At 59.8% G+C, this 15397-nt stretch carries 16 protein-coding genes and 1 pseudogene; 6 read left to right on the forward strand and 11 right to left on the reverse strand.

The window, feature by feature from the left end; genetic code table 11:
* Positions 1 to 42: 42 nt before the first annotated feature.
* The 7 genes from KEM63_RS11210 to KEM63_RS11240 form a co-directional block, all read right to left on the reverse strand.
* Positions 43 to 681 (reverse strand): glutathione S-transferase family protein, encoded by a 639-nt coding sequence (locus KEM63_RS11210; protein ID WP_223651676.1) that lies wholly within the window; start codon positions 679 to 681, stop codon positions 43 to 45.
* A gap of 106 nt (positions 682 to 787) precedes the next feature.
* Entirely contained in the window at positions 788 to 1051 is a 264-nt protein-coding gene (locus KEM63_RS11215; RefSeq protein ID WP_223651678.1) for a Txe/YoeB family addiction module toxin, read from the reverse strand.
* Complete coding sequence (locus KEM63_RS11220; RefSeq protein ID WP_150277869.1) at positions 1048 to 1290, reverse strand: type II toxin-antitoxin system Phd/YefM family antitoxin; 243 nt, start codon at positions 1288 to 1290, stop codon at positions 1048 to 1050. The genes KEM63_RS11215 and KEM63_RS11220 overlap by 4 nt, the downstream gene beginning before the upstream one ends.
* Before the next feature lie 264 nt (positions 1291 to 1554).
* The gene (locus KEM63_RS11225) at positions 1555 to 1758 is read right to left on the reverse strand and encodes a hypothetical protein (RefSeq protein ID WP_223651680.1); all 204 of its coding nucleotides are present in this window, start codon (positions 1756 to 1758) and stop codon (positions 1555 to 1557) included.
* Positions 1759 to 1866: 108 nt separating this feature from the next.
* Positions 1867 to 2385 carry a hypothetical protein gene (locus tag KEM63_RS11230; protein ID WP_223651682.1) on the reverse strand — a complete coding sequence of 173 codons (519 nt, stop codon included), beginning with the start codon at positions 2383 to 2385 and terminating at the stop codon, positions 1867 to 1869.
* Between the two features lie 18 nt (positions 2386 to 2403).
* The gene (locus KEM63_RS11235) at positions 2404 to 2919 is read right to left on the reverse strand and encodes a hypothetical protein (protein WP_223651685.1); all 516 of its coding nucleotides are present in this window, start codon (positions 2917 to 2919) and stop codon (positions 2404 to 2406) included.
* Positions 2920 to 3355: 436 nt separating this feature from the next.
* Positions 3356 to 3658, reverse strand: a complete 303-nt coding sequence (locus tag KEM63_RS11240; RefSeq protein ID WP_223651687.1) for a YrhB domain-containing protein — start codon at positions 3656 to 3658, stop codon at positions 3356 to 3358.
* Positions 3659 to 3871: 213 nt separating this feature from the next.
* Here KEM63_RS11240 and KEM63_RS11245 point away from each other — a divergent pair.
* Positions 3872 to 4837 (forward strand): annotated as a pseudogene (locus tag KEM63_RS11245) (integron integrase).
* Positions 4838 to 5048: 211 nt separating this feature from the next.
* Here the strand turns inward: KEM63_RS11245 and KEM63_RS11250 are convergent.
* Positions 5049 to 6029, reverse strand: coding sequence for a DMT family transporter (locus tag KEM63_RS11250; RefSeq protein ID WP_223651688.1), 981 nt, complete (start codon positions 6027 to 6029; stop codon positions 5049 to 5051).
* Positions 6030 to 6522: 493 nt separating this feature from the next.
* Positions 6523 to 7485 (reverse strand): HPP family protein, encoded by a 963-nt coding sequence (locus KEM63_RS11255; protein WP_223651690.1) that lies wholly within the window; start codon positions 7483 to 7485, stop codon positions 6523 to 6525.
* A gap of 108 nt (positions 7486 to 7593) precedes the next feature.
* Between KEM63_RS11255 and KEM63_RS11260 the strand changes: the two genes are divergently transcribed.
* Positions 7594 to 7932, forward strand: coding sequence for a 4a-hydroxytetrahydrobiopterin dehydratase (locus KEM63_RS11260; protein ID WP_223651692.1), 339 nt, complete (start codon positions 7594 to 7596; stop codon positions 7930 to 7932).
* Positions 7933 to 8417: 485 nt separating this feature from the next.
* Entirely contained in the window at positions 8418 to 10406 is a 1989-nt protein-coding gene (gene mnmC / locus KEM63_RS11265; RefSeq protein WP_223651694.1) for a bifunctional tRNA (5-methylaminomethyl-2-thiouridine)(34)-methyltransferase MnmC2/FAD-dependent 5-carboxymethylaminomethyl-2-thiouridine(34) oxidoreductase MnmC1, read from the forward strand.
* On the opposite strand, the gene KEM63_RS11270 is transcribed toward mnmC, so the two are convergent.
* Positions 10407 to 11165: a sulfite exporter TauE/SafE family protein gene (locus KEM63_RS11270; RefSeq protein ID WP_223651696.1), complete on the reverse strand. Its 759-nt coding sequence runs from the start codon at positions 11163 to 11165 to the stop codon at positions 10407 to 10409.
* 83 nt (positions 11166 to 11248) lie between these two features.
* On the opposite strand from KEM63_RS11270, the gene KEM63_RS11275 reads away from it, so the two are divergent.
* Positions 11249 to 11494 carry a YheU family protein gene (locus tag KEM63_RS11275; RefSeq protein WP_223651698.1) on the forward strand — a complete coding sequence of 82 codons (246 nt, stop codon included), beginning with the start codon at positions 11249 to 11251 and terminating at the stop codon, positions 11492 to 11494.
* Positions 11495 to 11507: 13 nt separating this feature from the next.
* On the opposite strand, the gene KEM63_RS11280 is transcribed toward KEM63_RS11275, so the two are convergent.
* A complete protein-coding gene (locus tag KEM63_RS11280; RefSeq protein WP_223651700.1) occupies positions 11508 to 12803 on the reverse strand; it encodes a serine hydrolase domain-containing protein in 1296 nt (431 codons plus the stop codon).
* Between the two features lie 307 nt (positions 12804 to 13110).
* Between KEM63_RS11280 and KEM63_RS11285 the strand changes: the two genes are divergently transcribed.
* Both KEM63_RS11285 and KEM63_RS11290 read left to right on the forward strand, forming a co-directional pair.
* Positions 13111 to 14664 (forward strand): hybrid sensor histidine kinase/response regulator, encoded by a 1554-nt coding sequence (locus KEM63_RS11285; RefSeq protein WP_423747860.1) that lies wholly within the window; start codon positions 13111 to 13113, stop codon positions 14662 to 14664.
* A gap of 15 nt (positions 14665 to 14679) precedes the next feature.
* Positions 14680 to 15387: an ROK family protein gene (locus tag KEM63_RS11290; RefSeq protein ID WP_223651704.1), complete on the forward strand. Its 708-nt coding sequence runs from the start codon at positions 14680 to 14682 to the stop codon at positions 15385 to 15387.
* Positions 15388 to 15397 lie beyond the last annotated feature (10 nt).

Genomic DNA, 15397 nt, shown 5'->3' on the forward strand with positions numbered 1-15397 from the left:
TTCATCCAGTGACCACTAGACAGCGAGCGTGAGCGGCTGCCTTTAAGCTGTCGGCTCGATACTCATGCCGGGATCGCCGGCTTCGCCGTGCATGTCGACGTAGCGCTGCTGACCCCGGACGCGGCTGAGCCAGGCCCGAACCGCCGGGAACTGCTCAAGATCGAACCCACCTTCGTGGGCGACATGAGTGTAGGCATAGAGCCCTATGTCCGCGATGCTGTAGCGCTCACCAACGAAGTACGTCCGCTGGGCAAGATGCTGCTCCATTACGCGCAGTGCGGCATACCCCGGCGCCATCTTCTCCTGGAGCTTCGCCTCAAAGCGCTCCGGCCTACCCAAGTAGCGGACGATGTAGCGCGCTACCGCGATGTACGGCTCGTGGCTGTACTGCTCGAAGAAAAGCCACTGAAGGACCTGCGCGCGCTCGAGGCGCGCCGTCGGCAGCAGCGGTGTGCCGTCGGCGAGATAGTGGAGGATTGCATTGGACTCGGGAAGGTATAGGCCTCCCTCAAGCTCAAGCAGGGGAATCTTCCCGTTAGGATTTTTGGCGAGGAACTCCGGCCCGTGCGTCTCCTTGTTCAGGAGGTCGACGTGAATCCACTCATGCGGGAGATCAAGCTGGCTGAGTAGCAGTTTGACCTTGTAGCAATTGCCCGACTGCAAGTCCCCGTACACCTTCATCGCGAATGCTCCCTCTTGTTCTTGTGTCGCACAACGTGAGCTTTGAGGCAATTTTGTAGCTGCGAAGCGGTGGAGAAATTGTCCGACAAGACCGCCTGGTTATGCATTATTCGTAGTGGCTCCAGAGGCGGAGGACTTTTACCACTTTTTCGTCTTCGAGCACTTGGTATACCAGGCGGTGCTGGATATTGATGCGGCGGGAATAGGCACCCGCAAGATCACCAATGAGCTTCTCAAACGGGGGCGGCTTGCGGTACGGATTTTCTGCAATTAGTGCCAACAACTCTTGGGCTTTTGGCTTGAGGCCGCTGGAAGCCAGCTTCTTTGCGTCCTTCTGGGCTTGTTTGGTGTAAACCAACTTCCATGTCACCAGTTCAGCTCCTCATCGCATTCGTCCACGGAGGTATCCATTCCCTCACGAATAGACTCACGCATACCCGGTACGGAAAGTAGGTAAAGCGTTTCCTGAATGGCAGACCAGTCATCCTCCGAGATTAGAACCGCTTTGTTTCGCTTGCCCATGATGACGATTGGTTGGTGGGATTCGGCCGTCTCGTCAATCAACCGGTAAAGGTTGCTGCGCGCCTCAGTTGCTGTGATTCCGGTCATGATGCACCCCTTGCGTGTTCAACTTTCACCAAGTGTACGCCTCCCGACACGTACGTCAAGACGGACGTGATGCATAACGTGAAGCACAGCGGCGGCCCGTCAGGGCCGTCCGGCGACCGCAGGGCGCGAGCTGCTGCGCATGGTTATATGGCCTACTGTTCATAGCCAGTCTCATAGAAGAATTGAGGAGCATTCAACGAGGCTGCGGGCTCACTTCGGCGATCAAACATTTGTAGCGCTGCACCTTCGACGTTGACGCCAAGCTTAGGTAACGAATCCTTCGGGCATATACTCGACCACAACAAGCTCAGTTCCGGCCGGAATGACCACCCCACCCGGAGAGATAAGCGCGACACTAGCAGTCCACACTTCGGTGGAGTCGCTTGACGTTAAATCGATTCCTTTCGTCAGCGCCGCACCTACACCGAGCCCCAGGATGAACATTACCAGGCCGATCACGCGTTTCATGAATTAGCAGCCATATAACGCCCAAATTAGCCGACCCGTGAGCGCTTTGAGGCCTATTTTTCAAGGCCGATGCTTACGCGGGTCGGCCTACACTGACTTGTTATAGCTTTACTTGCTTTCAAAAATAACAAACTTCGCTTTTGCTCCCGACGATTTCAAAGTATACAACACTTCTTGCGCTTGTGATTCTGGTCCCAGGTAAACCACATGCAAGCCCTCTAAGTTAATTTTGGACTGGCCCAAGTTATCAAGTACAGCAAGCAGGCTATTTCTAGTCACTGTAGGCTCTATTCCGCCAATATCAATTCGTTTGCTCGCCCGTGCACCTTCGACTAGTGTTTTCTCCAAAGTGGCGCGAGTTCTGATTTCATCAGCGGGATCGTTCGTGACATAGAAAGCGCCGCTCTCTTCATATTGCCAACCAGGATAATAGTGTTTTGATGCCTCGCAGAAAAATTGACTCATCTCATCTTCGTCATCGCAAACAGTTTCTGGCGGCACGCCACAGCCAGAAAGTAAAAAAACAATGACAAGTGATATTAAATTTTTCATAGCTGCTTGAAACTCTAACGCCTTGGGTAAGCTGCCGGGACGGAGCGCAGCGTAGTACCGGTCAGCTTCACCCACTTTTTAAATGCTTTCTGGCTACCCATCGAATACGCCGTTGTACTCAGCCATGTGTTTTACGGGTTGGCCTGTTTTTAAATTGATAGGATTAAATTGAAAATCTTCTTCGACGACAAAGGCTGGAACAGAGAGCTCTGAGCCCCCGGCTTTTTGCCAACAACTTGCAAGCCACTTTGCTGCAAGCAGATTTTCGGCGTCGTATTTTTCATACACGGAGTCCATGCAAGAGTCTTGATCACTCTCATTTTCTAGCTCAAGACAATCGCATATAGCATCTTCTCTGGATACATACTCCTCATCATCGATGAGGGCACCAATTTTGGTTAACAGCTCAAAGGGTTTAATGCCTTTGGCAGAGCCTTGAAACCTATTTAGGAAATAAACCCTAAACGGTACGCTAGGTAAAGATTCTCTGAATACCATTACCTGAATACACCTAACACCATCAGGCAAACCTCTAGAGATCAGCTCCTGTAGCTCAGAAATCAACGCATCAGTGTGCTTGTCAAAAAACGGCTCGATATTCATATACATTTAACGACAAGCTAAGCGGCGCCCTGAGAAGGGCGTCCGGTGGAGGGCCGAAGGCCCGCAACGTGATTGAGCTATTTGTTAAAAACCAACTAACAAGACGCACGCAAATGTGGCAATCGCAAGCCCCCACCAAGCCGTCCGAAGCTTAAGCCACTTCGTAATCAATGGGTCCTGAAACTCTTCATATTTGCTGCGCGCTTCAGCCCAAAATTTTGAGACATTGAACATCGACCATATGGGCTCAGAGTTCATCCGGTAGCCAAGTTCTCGGAAGCGCCTCTTGATCTTTCCTGCTAGCACCGGAAATAGAAGTTGGACAGCGCAGAGGAACAGGAATAAGTTGAATATCAGCTCGGTTTTTTCCATGGTTTTTTAACGCCCGCAGCACGCGCAAAATTGTAGCGCAGCGGAAATTTTGTCCCTGTGCCTGCGATTGTTAACCATGTGGATCACCCGTCAGCTCATAACGGTCGATGTAATGCTCAGCGCTATAAGCCGTACCGGTTTCTATTAGTTTTGCTGTATCGCGCTCGACAATGACGGGGGCGTTTCCGGCCATGGCATACTGTATATCCCCTGTCTCGCTCCATTTTTTAGAGGTATAAAAGAATACCCAACCCCAAGACTTTTCTATGGTTGCGCTATCGACTATCACAATCTCATCGTCAGGAGTCAACCATTCATGCGGGCCACATACCTGCCTGGATACCAACTCTTCAGCTTGCTCTCTAGTGATCATGGCTATGAATGCTTAACAGTGATTAGATGGAATTCCATCATATTGCATATTGGTTGCTTCTCGATAACTCCACCCTCCCGGCAATGAGGGCTCATCCAAAAAGCACTCGAATCAACGACCTATCGACCGCGTCACACCATTGGCCGTAATCGCTTGACTTCCACATTTTCTGATTTTAATACTACTGTACGTCCATACAGCAGAGGATTCGGTATGAGCCAACCCTCTTCCGCGCCGCGCCTGCAGGAGCAGTTTCGTGGGGTGATCCGTCTGCATCACTACAGCATCCGCACCGAGATGTCGTATTGGTACTGGATTCGCTATTTCATTCGCTTGCACAAAATGCGCCATCCGGTGGAGATGGGCCCGAGCTAGGTGAATGCATTTCTCACCTGGCTTGCGGTCGAGCGCCACGTGGCAGCGGCGACGCAGAACCAGGCGTTGAACGCCATTGTGTTTCTCTACGCTCGGGTGCTGGAGACACCGCTCGGGGAGATCGGCGATGTGGTTCGGGTGAAACGTCCCGGTCGCATTCCCACCGTGTTTACCCATGCCGAAGCGATGGAGGTCATCGGGCTGCTGCACGAGCCGTATCGGCTTTTGGCATCGCTTATGTACGGCGCCGGCTTGCGCGTGGTTGAAGCTGCGCGGCTCCGGGTAAAGGACCTGGACTTCGACCGCAACGTGATCACGGTACGCGACGGCAAGGGTGCAAAGGACCGGACCACGCTCTTGCCCACCGCCTTGATCGTTCCTCTGCAACGGCACACGGAGTCGATTCACTACGAATGGAGGCATCAGCAGCAGCTCTACAGGTCCCCGGTCAGCCTTCCCTTTGCGCTCAAGCGCAAATGCCCCAACGCAGGCATGTCCTTCGAATGGCAGTGGTTGTTCACCTCTCGCGGCGTGTGCCTTGATGCCGATGGGGAAATGGTCCGCCATCATGTGCATGCGAGCTCTGTTCAAAAGGCTGTGCGGGCGGCTGTGCGGAGATCCTCGGTGACCAAGCCCGCTAGCTGCCATACATTCCGCCATACCTTTGCCACCGAGTTGCTCAAGCGCGGCAGTGACATTCGTACCGTACAAACGCTTCTGGGCCATTCGGATGTACGCACCACACAGATCTATACCCATGTGCTCGGTCAGGCCTTCGCCGGGGTACAGAGCCCGCTGGGCTGACTGGCGTCAGACATGCTACCGCCCTACCCTGCGCTGACGGGCATCGCGAACATCCGTAAATTTGGCTGGGGAAGGAAACGGCTGTCCGTGCCGTGAGGCGGGTATGTCGAAGGCGTCCCTGGCCTGTGATCGAGCATATTACAGCGCTACGGCTTTTCCAATTGCCAACCCAATCACCTATTCGGGTGGCAGATACCATTGCCTGTTAGCCTCAGCTGGCCGGTGGCGGCGGGGCTTCAGCGACGCGCCGCAAGCGGCGGTTGCGCAGGTTCTGGATCAGGCTCGGCGCCAGTGCGATCAGCGCTGATCCGCTGACGACCAGCAGCGCGCCGAGATAGGCCAGACTGTTGAGCAGCTCCGGTTTTACCACGCCCGGCCAGATCATCGCGCCCAGCGCGACCATGCTGAAGGTGAACAAGGGCGTCGTCGCGATGGTAGCGCTGACGCGCGATGCTTCCCAGTGAGCGAGTGCTTCGGCAAAAGCGCCGTAGGCGACCAATGTGTTGAGGCAGCAGCCGACGAGGAACCAGCCTTGCAATGGGGTCAGCTCGAGCACCTGGAGCGGCGAGGCCAGCGGAAACAGCAGCACCGAGCACGCAAGGTAGATCACCATCATGACAGTGACCGACGACCAGATGCTCAGCAGTTGCTTCTGCGCCAGGCCATACAGCGCCCAGGTGAACGCGGCCGCCAGGGTGATCAGGATGCCGAGGGTGTAGTCGGTGAGCTGGGTAAAGAGTTCTTCCAGGCGCTGGTTGAAGAACAGCCCGAAGCCGACCAGCAGTGTGAGCAGGCCGATCAACTGGCCAATGCCGAAGCGTTCGCGGAACACCAGCATGCTGCCGAGCATGAGCATGATCGGCGCGGTCTGGATCATCAGCTGCATGGTGCCGGGCGTCAGGCGGTTCAGCGCCATCAGGTACAGCACGTAATTGCAGGCCAGCCCGAGGATGGCCACGACCAGCAGCCAGCGGTTGGTGGTCGACAGCGCACGAACCGAGGGCAGCTTGCCGCGGGCGGCGAGCCAGATGAACAGCACGATGCCTGCACTGAACAAGCGGTACCAGGTAACCGTGTACGGGTCCATGCCGCTGAGTACTTCCTTGAGCATGATCGGGAGTACGCCCCAGAGCATGGTGGTGGTCAGCGCCAGCAGGAAACCGTAAACCCAGCGGCCGGAAGTGATATGCATGGAGGGACTCGAGGGAAGAGGTGTGTCGGACTGCACTATTGTAGGGCTCGGATGGGGGTGTCGATAGGCACAGATGAGGCGGCGGTGACGGGGGGAACTGTATTGGTGAGCTTGGGCAACGGGGCCGGCTGGCCTGGGGTTTTGATGTAGGAGCGCATCTGGGCGCGAAGGGTTGCGTGCATTCTTCTTCGCGGTCATGCCCGCTCCTACGGGGAGAGAGAGCGGAGAGATTCTGGGTGCAAAGGGGCTGCGTGCATGCTTCTTCGCGGCCAGGTCCGCTCCTACAGCGGGTAAAGGAAGCGGTGATGCGTCAGGACATAAAAAAGCCGCCGGCCCTTGCGGGGCGGCGGCGAACGAGAGCTCTGGAGCCGCTATCGGGGGAGCTGCACGTTGACCATGCCAGCGTCGCCAGCACGCTCTGATGCTCCTAGACCATGCCCGTAGTCTCCGCCTCGGTCACCCCTGCGGCCATACGACCTATGTATGATCGGGGTTAGACCTTGGTTGCAGGCTGCTCTGCAGGTGCCTTCGGCGGGATGCGATGCCAGCCGTTTTCGGTCTGCTCGACCTGATAACGAGCCCAGCGCAGGAATTCCGTGGTCTTGGCGATGCCGTTGCCGCCCTCGCCCTTGCCCTTGACTATTCTATAGCGCACCCGGCCCGCGCGCCCCGGCCGGGTATGGACAATCTGCGTGAGTTGCCGCACCGACCAGTTCTCACCCGGCAGGCCGTTGCTGTAGAAGGCCTCCTCGAACAGGTCGCGATCATTCAGGCCCTCAGCGCGGGCATGCTTGCCGGCTAGGTCCATCACCTTGAGCAGATCGTCGAATTCGATATCGGTGTAGAGGTTCATCTGCTTGAGGGCGTGCTGGAAGTCCTCCGGCGCGATACCCGGCGCCCGGCTGACCTCGAAGCGCGATAGCGCCAGCGGATACCGCCGCCACGCGAAAAGACCGTTGAACAGCATGCCTGCGGCGATGATCACCGCTGCATCGAGCAGAATTGGGTAGAACACGAAGCCAAAACCGGACGACTCGATCGCGGGACCACCGAGGACCGCAATCATCGCCGTCGCGCCACCGGGTGGGTGCAGGCAGCGGGCGTACATCATCAGCACGATGCTGCCGCCAACTGCCAGCGCAGCGACCCAGGGCCCAGGCGGCAACCAGAGCAGGCACGCGACACCGAAGGCGGCAGACACCACATGCCCGCCAATGACGGACCAGGGCTGGGAGAGCACGCCGTGTGGCATGGCAAACACCAGCACGGCGCTCGCACCCATTGACCCGGTCACCCAGAGGGCGCCTTCACCTGCCAGCCCCAGGTGCGTCACCCAGTAAACCAGCAGCAGCGACAGCGTGGCGCCAACCGCGGAGATGAGCTTTTCCTGGTGCGAGGTGTTATCGGGGCGCCAGCCCATGAACCGCAACGCCCTTGCCCACCATTTACGCGCCATCACGCCTCCGCTGCCGAAAAGTGATGATGATACCGCTGAAACCCACCGCAGCAGTACCGCTTGCACGAACTGCTACGCTCACTGGACGCTCATAAACGGACTGTACCCATGGCCCTCGCCGACGACACCCTTGAACAGAACGCGCTGCGACCACTGGATCGCGACGAAATCAGAACGCTGCTTGGCGAACTGCCCGGTTGGCAACTCGTCGAGACCGAAGGCGTGGCGCGACTGGTGCGCACGTACACCTTCGCCGACTTCGCCGGGGCGCTGGGGTTCACCAACCGCGTTGGCGAGCTCGCCGAGACCCACGACCACCATCCTGCCTTGCTGACTGAATGGGGCAAGGTAACCGTATCCTGGTGGACGCATTCCAGAGGCGGCGTGCTGCGCAACGATGCGATCATGGCGGCGCGAACAGATCGGCTTCACGGCCCGCAGCCCTGACTGCCCGCGCATGCCAGCCAAAGGCCATCCGTGGATTTGTCCCCGTCGTTGTTCGATAATCGCCGCGACCACTGCAGCGTCACGGCGTCGTCATAGTGGATGGCGACAATGGTCGCGGTCGTTGTAGCCAATTCATCTAATAGATCGTCCGAATGACATCTACGATGATGGAACGGATCTGTGGCAGCTGACTCCCACGCTATACCTGGGCGTTATGCGTTCATCCGGATTGAGAGGCACCGGGTTGGTGTCTGAAGGATGATTTGACGGACTGGATGTGCCGGCGGCTGAGCAAGCCGCCCCAAACAAGAACAACAAGGTACGTTATGAAACGATTCCCGAAAGCCAAATGGTCGACGGTGGCGCTGGTATTTCTCGCAACCTGGCTGCTGCTCATTCTTCCCAACATGAGCTGATTCTCCGCGGTACGTTGACGCCGGCAGTTGGCGTTACAATAAGCGCCGATCGATTTCGGCGGAGCCGCTGTGACCTCTTCCCCACCCCAAGCAGACCTGACCTGGACAGACGACGGCCAGCCGTTTTCCGCTGCGTTTGGTGACGTCTACTTTTCCCGCGAGTCAGGTCTGGAAGAAACGCGCCACGTATTCCTCCACCACAATCGGCTGCATGAGCGCTGGGCAGCACTCGGTCCAGGCGATGCGTTCTGCATTGCCGAAACAGGTTTCGGCACCGGCTTGAACTTTCTCTGCGCCTGGCAGCTATGGGATCAGAGCGCGGCAGAGGGTTGCCGCTTGCACTTCGTCAGCACCGAGAAATTCCCGCTTGCGCTACAGGACCTGCAGCGCGCTCTGGCGCTGTGGCCGGAGCTTCGTCACTGGTCGGAGCAGTTGCTCGCCCAATACGAGGATATGGCCAGTGGATGGCAGCGCTTCTGTTTCGATGGCGGGCGCGTGACCCTGACGCTGCTGATAGGCGATCTGCTGGACACCTTGCCGCAACTCGATGCAGCGGTGGACGCCTGGTTTCTCGATGGCTTCGCTCCGGCGAAGAACCCGCAGATGTGGCAGCCCCAGCTGTATCAGCTGATGGCAGGTCTTTCCGCGCCTGGCGCGACGGTGGCGACCTTTACCAGCGTTGGCGAGGTGCGCCGGGGCCTGCAGGCGGCCGGCTTTGCCATGCAGAAAGTAAAAGGGTACGGCCGCAAGCGGGAGATGCTTGCCGGCCAGCTGGAACAGGTGGACGAATCTACCTGGAGCCCGCCCTGGTACGCCCGCCCCCTTCGCCCTTCTGGCGAGCGCAGCGCCCTGGTCATCGGCGCCGGGCTGGCAGGCTGCAGCACGGCCTTCGCCCTGGCCCAGCGTGGCTGGACGGTCAGCGTGATCGAGCGTCACGCCGGTGAGGCGCAGGAAGCGTCCGGCAATCCCCAGGGCATTCTGTACTGCAAGCTCTCGGCCCACCCGACGCCGCTGTCGCGCTTCGTGCAGACCAGCTACGCCTATTGCCTGCGGCTCTTGCGCGAACGACTGCGGCAAGGCGAATCGGGCTGGGACCCATGTGGCATCCTGCAGCTGGCGGCGGATGAGAAGGAGGAAACGCGGTTGCGAGCCATCGCCGCCAATGGCTACCCGGCTTCGTTCCTGCGCTGGGTCGATAGCGCTCAGGCCAGCGAACTGGCTGGCATCCGGGTCGATCGCAATGGTCTGCATTTTCCTGGCGGCGGCTGGGTACACCCCCCGGCGCTGTGTCGCGCCCTGCTGGATCATCCCAACATCAGCCTGCTCACGTGTCACGAAGCCATGCGCCTGGATCAGCAGTCGGACCGGTGGACCGCCACTTCTGCCAGTGCCGCGCCGATTGCCAGCGCGTCGGTGGTGGTCGTCTGCGCGGCAGCAGATAGCCGACACTTCCAGCAGACTGCGCATCTGCCCCTCAAGGCGATCCGTGGCCAGATCACCCACCTGCCCGCTACCGAGGCCAGCCGCTCGCTACGCAGCGTGTTGTGTGCCGAGGGTTACGTGTCGCCGGCTCGCGGCGGGGAGCACCATGTCGGCGCCAGCTTTCGCTTCGATCGGCTCGATTGCGACCCGAGCGTTGAAGAAAGCCGTTCCAACCTGGAACTGTTGCCCAGCCTCTCCGCGGCGTTCGCCGACGCTGTCGAGGCGCACTCACTCGACCCGGCGAGTCTGCAGGCCCGCGCGGCGCTGCGCTGCACGACGCCGGACTATCTGCCGGTAATCGGCCCGGTGGTCGATCCGGAAGCGTTCAATCAGCACTACGCCATCCTCCGCAAGGATGCCGCACGCCGGATCGACACCCCGGCGGCCTGGCTGGACGGCTTGTATGTCAACGCCGCGCACGGCTCGCGCGGACTGCTGAGTGCGCCGCTGAGTGGGGAGCTCATCGCGGCCTGGCTGGACGGCGAACCGCTTCCCCTGCCAAGGCCCGTCAGTGAGGCGGTTCACCCGTCGCGCTTTCTGCTCAGAGAGCTCATTCGCGGCGGCAAGCGCAACTGATCAGGCAGCCGTCAGCGTCAGGATGCCCTCGTACAGCAGCTTGCCGCCGGTGATGAACAGGAAGATGTAGCAGAGCTTGTATATCAGCTGCTCGTTGGTCTTCTGCAACATCCAGAAGCCCATCCGCACGCCTATGGGCGCCAGTGGCAAGAGCACCAGTGAGGTCAGCAGGTTATCCGAGGTGAACTGGCCCAGGTACACATACGCCGGTACCTTGGCCAGATTGACCACGGTAAAGAACACCGCGATGGTGCCCATGAGAATGGTTTTTTCCATCCGCTGCGGCAACAGGTAGATGTTGATCGGCGGGCCGCCGGCGTGAATGCCGAAGCTGGTGAACCCCGAGACCATCCCCCAGAACCCACCTCGCATCCGGCTCACGCCTTGCGGTGGCGGCACGCTGCGTCTGAGCCAGATATTCAGCACAAAGATCACCGCGATGGCGCCGATCATCACCTGAATATGGGCATCGTTGAGCACGCGGAAGGTCAGCGCACCCAGCACCACGCCGACCAGTGAAGCGGGAATGATGATGCGCAGGTTGGGTGCGTCCCAGCGGCCACGAAAGGTGCGCAGCGCCACCAGATCCATCACGCAGAGAATCGGCAACAGGATCGCCGCCGCTTTCTGCGGGGAGATCACCAGCGCCATCAGGGGCACAGAGAGGATCGCGATGTTGCCGCCGAAGCCGCCCTTGGCAATGCCATAGAACAGCACGGCAGGGATGGCGCACAGATAGAACAGCGGATCGGTGATCATGACGGCCTGGTTCAACTCGACAGGCCCGGCAGTGTAGCATTGCGCGGACCACCCTTCGTACTGGTCATCCGGGAAGTAGACCCATGCTGATACCCCACGAGCTGCTCGACACCGAGACGCTGCAACGCCTGCTGGAAGACTTCGTCACCCGCGACGGCACCGACAATGGTTACGAGGCATCGCTCGAACAGCGGGTCGAGCGCCTGCGCCGGCAGATCGAGCGGCGCGAGGTGGTCATTGTCTTTCATCCCGACACCGGCGATACCAGCCTGGCCCATCGCCGCGACGTGCCGCGCGAGATGCTCGACGCGCTGGACAGCGACGACTAGCCCGGCATCCGGTCTAGCGCAGCAGCTGAGCCAGTGCCTGTAATGCCGGACGCGTCATGGGGAAGGTCTGTCCGGTAGTCGCTACCGGGTGAGATGAAAGCCGCACCACGACCAGCCCTGCCGCCGGGTTCACATGAATCATCTGGCCGTGCACACCCAGCGCCTCGTAGGCACCGTCATCGTTGTGGCTGATCCACCACTGGTTGCGGTAGGAGTAACCGGGCTGATAGTCGCGCCCCGAGGCCTTGAAGGCTTCCCGGTCGGCGCCTTCTAGAATGCTGCGTACCACCGCCTGGCTGACGATGCGCTGCCCGTTGAACTCGCCCTCGCGGCGCATCATCTCGCCGAAGCGGGCCAGGTCGCGTAGCGTGGCGTTCATGCCAGCACCGGCCCATTCGGTGCCATTGCGGTCAAGCAGAATGTACGCGTCATGCTCGGCGCCGAGCTTGCGCCAGATCCGCTCGCTGATCAGTTCGGCCATGTGCTTGCCGGTCGCCCGGCGCAGTATCCAGCCGAGCACCTCGGTATGCACCGTGCGATAACGGAAGTACCGCCCGTGTTCCTCAACCGGCCCGATAGTAGGCAGATAGCTGTACAGATCACGGTGCCCGGCGTAGCCCTCCGGGGCCGGCATCATGCCGGCGGCCAGAGCGTACTTGACCACATCGGAATCGGCGTTGGCGTAGATTTCGCTGTAATCGATGTCCGCGGTCATGTTCAGCAGCTGCTGCAGCGTCGCACCGTTCCATCCGCTCTCGGCAAGCTCCGGCAGGTAATCGGTGATTTGCGCCTCTGCGTCGAGCACGCCCTCTTCGATCAGTTGCGTGGCCAACAGCCCGGCAAAGGACTTGGTCATCGACCACATGATGTGCGGATGATCGTCCGGCATCCCTTCGTGGTAGGACTCATAAACGACCTTGCCATCCTTGAGCACGATGGTGGCGTCGGCGTAGGTCTTTTCCAGATACTCGGCAAAGGTCATTTCCCCGTCCGGCCCCTCGAAGCGCATGGCCTCGATAGCCTTGGTCAGGTCCTCACCGCGCGGCAACTCGGCCACGCCGCCGTTGCCCCTGGGAATGGCGCGCGTGGGAATCAGCTCACGCATATGGTGGAAAGCCCAGCGGATCTGCGGGTACTGACTGAGAAAGGTCGCCGCCGTCACCTGCTTGTCCGCTGGCGGCGGGAACCCCTGCATCAGTCGCAGTTGGTCCAGACGCACCGACTCGGGTGGTGGCAGCGTCGGCTGGGCATGAACCTGGGAGGCTGCCAATGTGAGCAGCGTCAGGCCGGCGAGCGTGAGGCGGGGCATGGGATGATCCTTGTTATGATTGTCGCGCTCCAGCGTAGACGGCACCTGCCATCGACCAAAGGCTGTATCAGCCAAAAGACATGTCATGTGCGCCACCGCATAGGCGGTGATCGTGCGGCATAACCAGGCAGGATGACGCCCGACACGGACACGAGACGCTCCCTGCGTGGAAAAAGTTTTTGCGCTTGCCTAGACTATCGCCCCATCGCCGATCCTTTCCCTGACGTCCAAGCTCGAGAACGCAATCTTGTCCGACGATTTCAAACCCGCCAATACCCGCGTTGACAACTCCTCTTCCCCACTGGACATCACCAAGCCCGGAAAGGACATCTTCTTCGCCGCCGTCGAAACGACGCGCATGCCGATGATCGTCACCGACCCCAACCAGGACGACAACCCGATCATTTTCGCGAACAACGCCTTCGTCGAAATGACCGGGTACCGTCCTGCTGAAATTCTCGGGCACAATTGCCGATTCCTGCAGGGGCCCGAGACCGACCGCAGCGTGGTCGCCAGTATTCGCGAGGCGATCGAGGCCCGTGAAGAAATCTCTGTCGAAATCATCAACTACCGCAAGGATGGCTCGACATTCTGGAACGCCCTGTTCATTTCGCCGGTATACAACGATGACGGCGAGCTGATCTACTTCTTCGCTTCGCAGCTGGATGTCAGCCGTCGGCGCGACGCTGAAGAAGCCTTGCGCCAGGCACAGAAAATGGAAGCCCTGGGGCAGCTCACCGGCGGCATAGCCCATGACTTCAATAATCTGCTGCAGGTCATGATGGGCTACATCGACATCATTCAGCGTACCGCGTCCAAGCCTCACTTCGAGCAGGAGCGACTGGTGCGCAGCGCCAGCCATGCCAAGGCGGCAGCCGAACGAGCCAGCACGCTGACACAGCAATTGCTCGCCTTTTCACGCAAGCAGAAGCTGGAAGGTCGGGTCCTGAATCTCAACACGCTGATCCGCAACGCCGACGAAATGGCCGAGCGCACGCTGCCCGGCGTCGAACTGCGTACGGCGCTGGCAACTGACCTGTGGAACTGCCGCATCGACCCGACGCAGGCGGAGGTCGCTCTGCTCAACGTGCTGCTCAACGCCCGCGATGCGCTGTCAGGCCGTCAGCAGCCCTCGGTCAGCATCGAGACACGGAACATCGTGGTCAGTGACCTGGCCAGCATGTCCTACGATGGACTGATGCCCGGACGCTACGTCAGTCTGGCAATCACCGACAACGGTTCCGGCATGCCCTCGAGCATCCGCGATCGGGTGATGGATCCCTTCTTCACCACCAAGGAAGAAGGCAAAGGCACCGGACTGGGCCTGTCGATGGTGTACGGGTTCGTCAAACAATCCGGTGGCAGTGCACGCATCTATTCGGAAGAAGGCGTCGGCACCACCGTGCGGCTGTATTTCCCGGCTGATGACAGCAGCGTCTCGGCCAAGGGCGCGGAGTCTCGACCGGAAGACCGAAACGGACAGGAAACCGTCCTGATCGTCGAGGACCGTCCGGACGTGGCAGAGCTCGCCCGGATGGTGCTGGAAGATTACGGTTATCAGTCGGACATTGCCCTGAACGCCCGGGAAGCGCTGGCCATTCTCGATCAGGGCAGGCACTTCGACCTGCTCTTCACCGACCTGATCATGCCGGGCGGCATGAACGGAGTGATGCTCGCTCGAGAAGTCCGCCGGCGCAAGCCGAAGATCAAGGTTCTGCTGACGACGGGCTATGCTGAAAACTCGATCGAACGCACCGATCTCGGCGGTACGGAATTCGATGTCATTTCAAAGCCCTACATGCCGGGCGATCTGGCCAGGAAGGTACGCATCGTACTGGATGGCCCCACCGGCGTGAGCTGACCACACGGAGCACCAATGTCCCCCGGAATACTGGCAATCGATATAGGCGGCACGTCGATCAAGGCCGCGGTACTCGATGAGAGGGGTACGCCGCTGTGCGAACGGGTCCGGGTGCCGACGCCCCGTCCCTGCCCTCCTGACAGGCTGCTCGAGCTGGTCGGCCACCTGGTACAGCCGTTGCCGGCCTATGACAGGATCGCGGTCGGCTTCCCGGGCGCAGTGCGCGATGGCCGCGTGTTGACCGCTGCCAATCTGGGGAACGCGCCCTGGGTGGACTATCCGCTCGAAGAGGCGATCGCCCGGCAACTGCGGAAGCCGACACAATTGCTCAACGATGCCGACATGCAGGGATTTGCGCTGATCGAGGGCACCGGTCTGGAGCTGGTGATCACGCTCGGGACGGGCTTCGGCACCGCCTGGTTCCGGCATGGCGAGCTGATGCCGCATCTGGAAATCGCCCATCACCCCATTCGCAGTAACCTGACCTACGACCAGTACCTCGGCGATGAGGCGCTCAAGCGCGTCGGCAGAACCCGATGGAACGCGCGGCTGGATTATGCCCTGGACATCCTCCAACGCATCCTGCGCCCGGATAGCATCATTCTCGCGGGGGGTAATGCGCGCCTGGTCGATCTTGATCTGCCCGAGAGCGTAGTGATCAAACCGGACGCCGCCGGCATCAGCGGGGGCGCAGCATTGTGGCGAAGCACCCAGCCCGGTTGACCGTAGGTAC

The organism is Halopseudomonas nanhaiensis, from assembly GCF_020025155.1.
Lineage (GTDB): Bacteria > Pseudomonadota > Gammaproteobacteria > Pseudomonadales > Pseudomonadaceae > Halopseudomonas > Halopseudomonas nanhaiensis.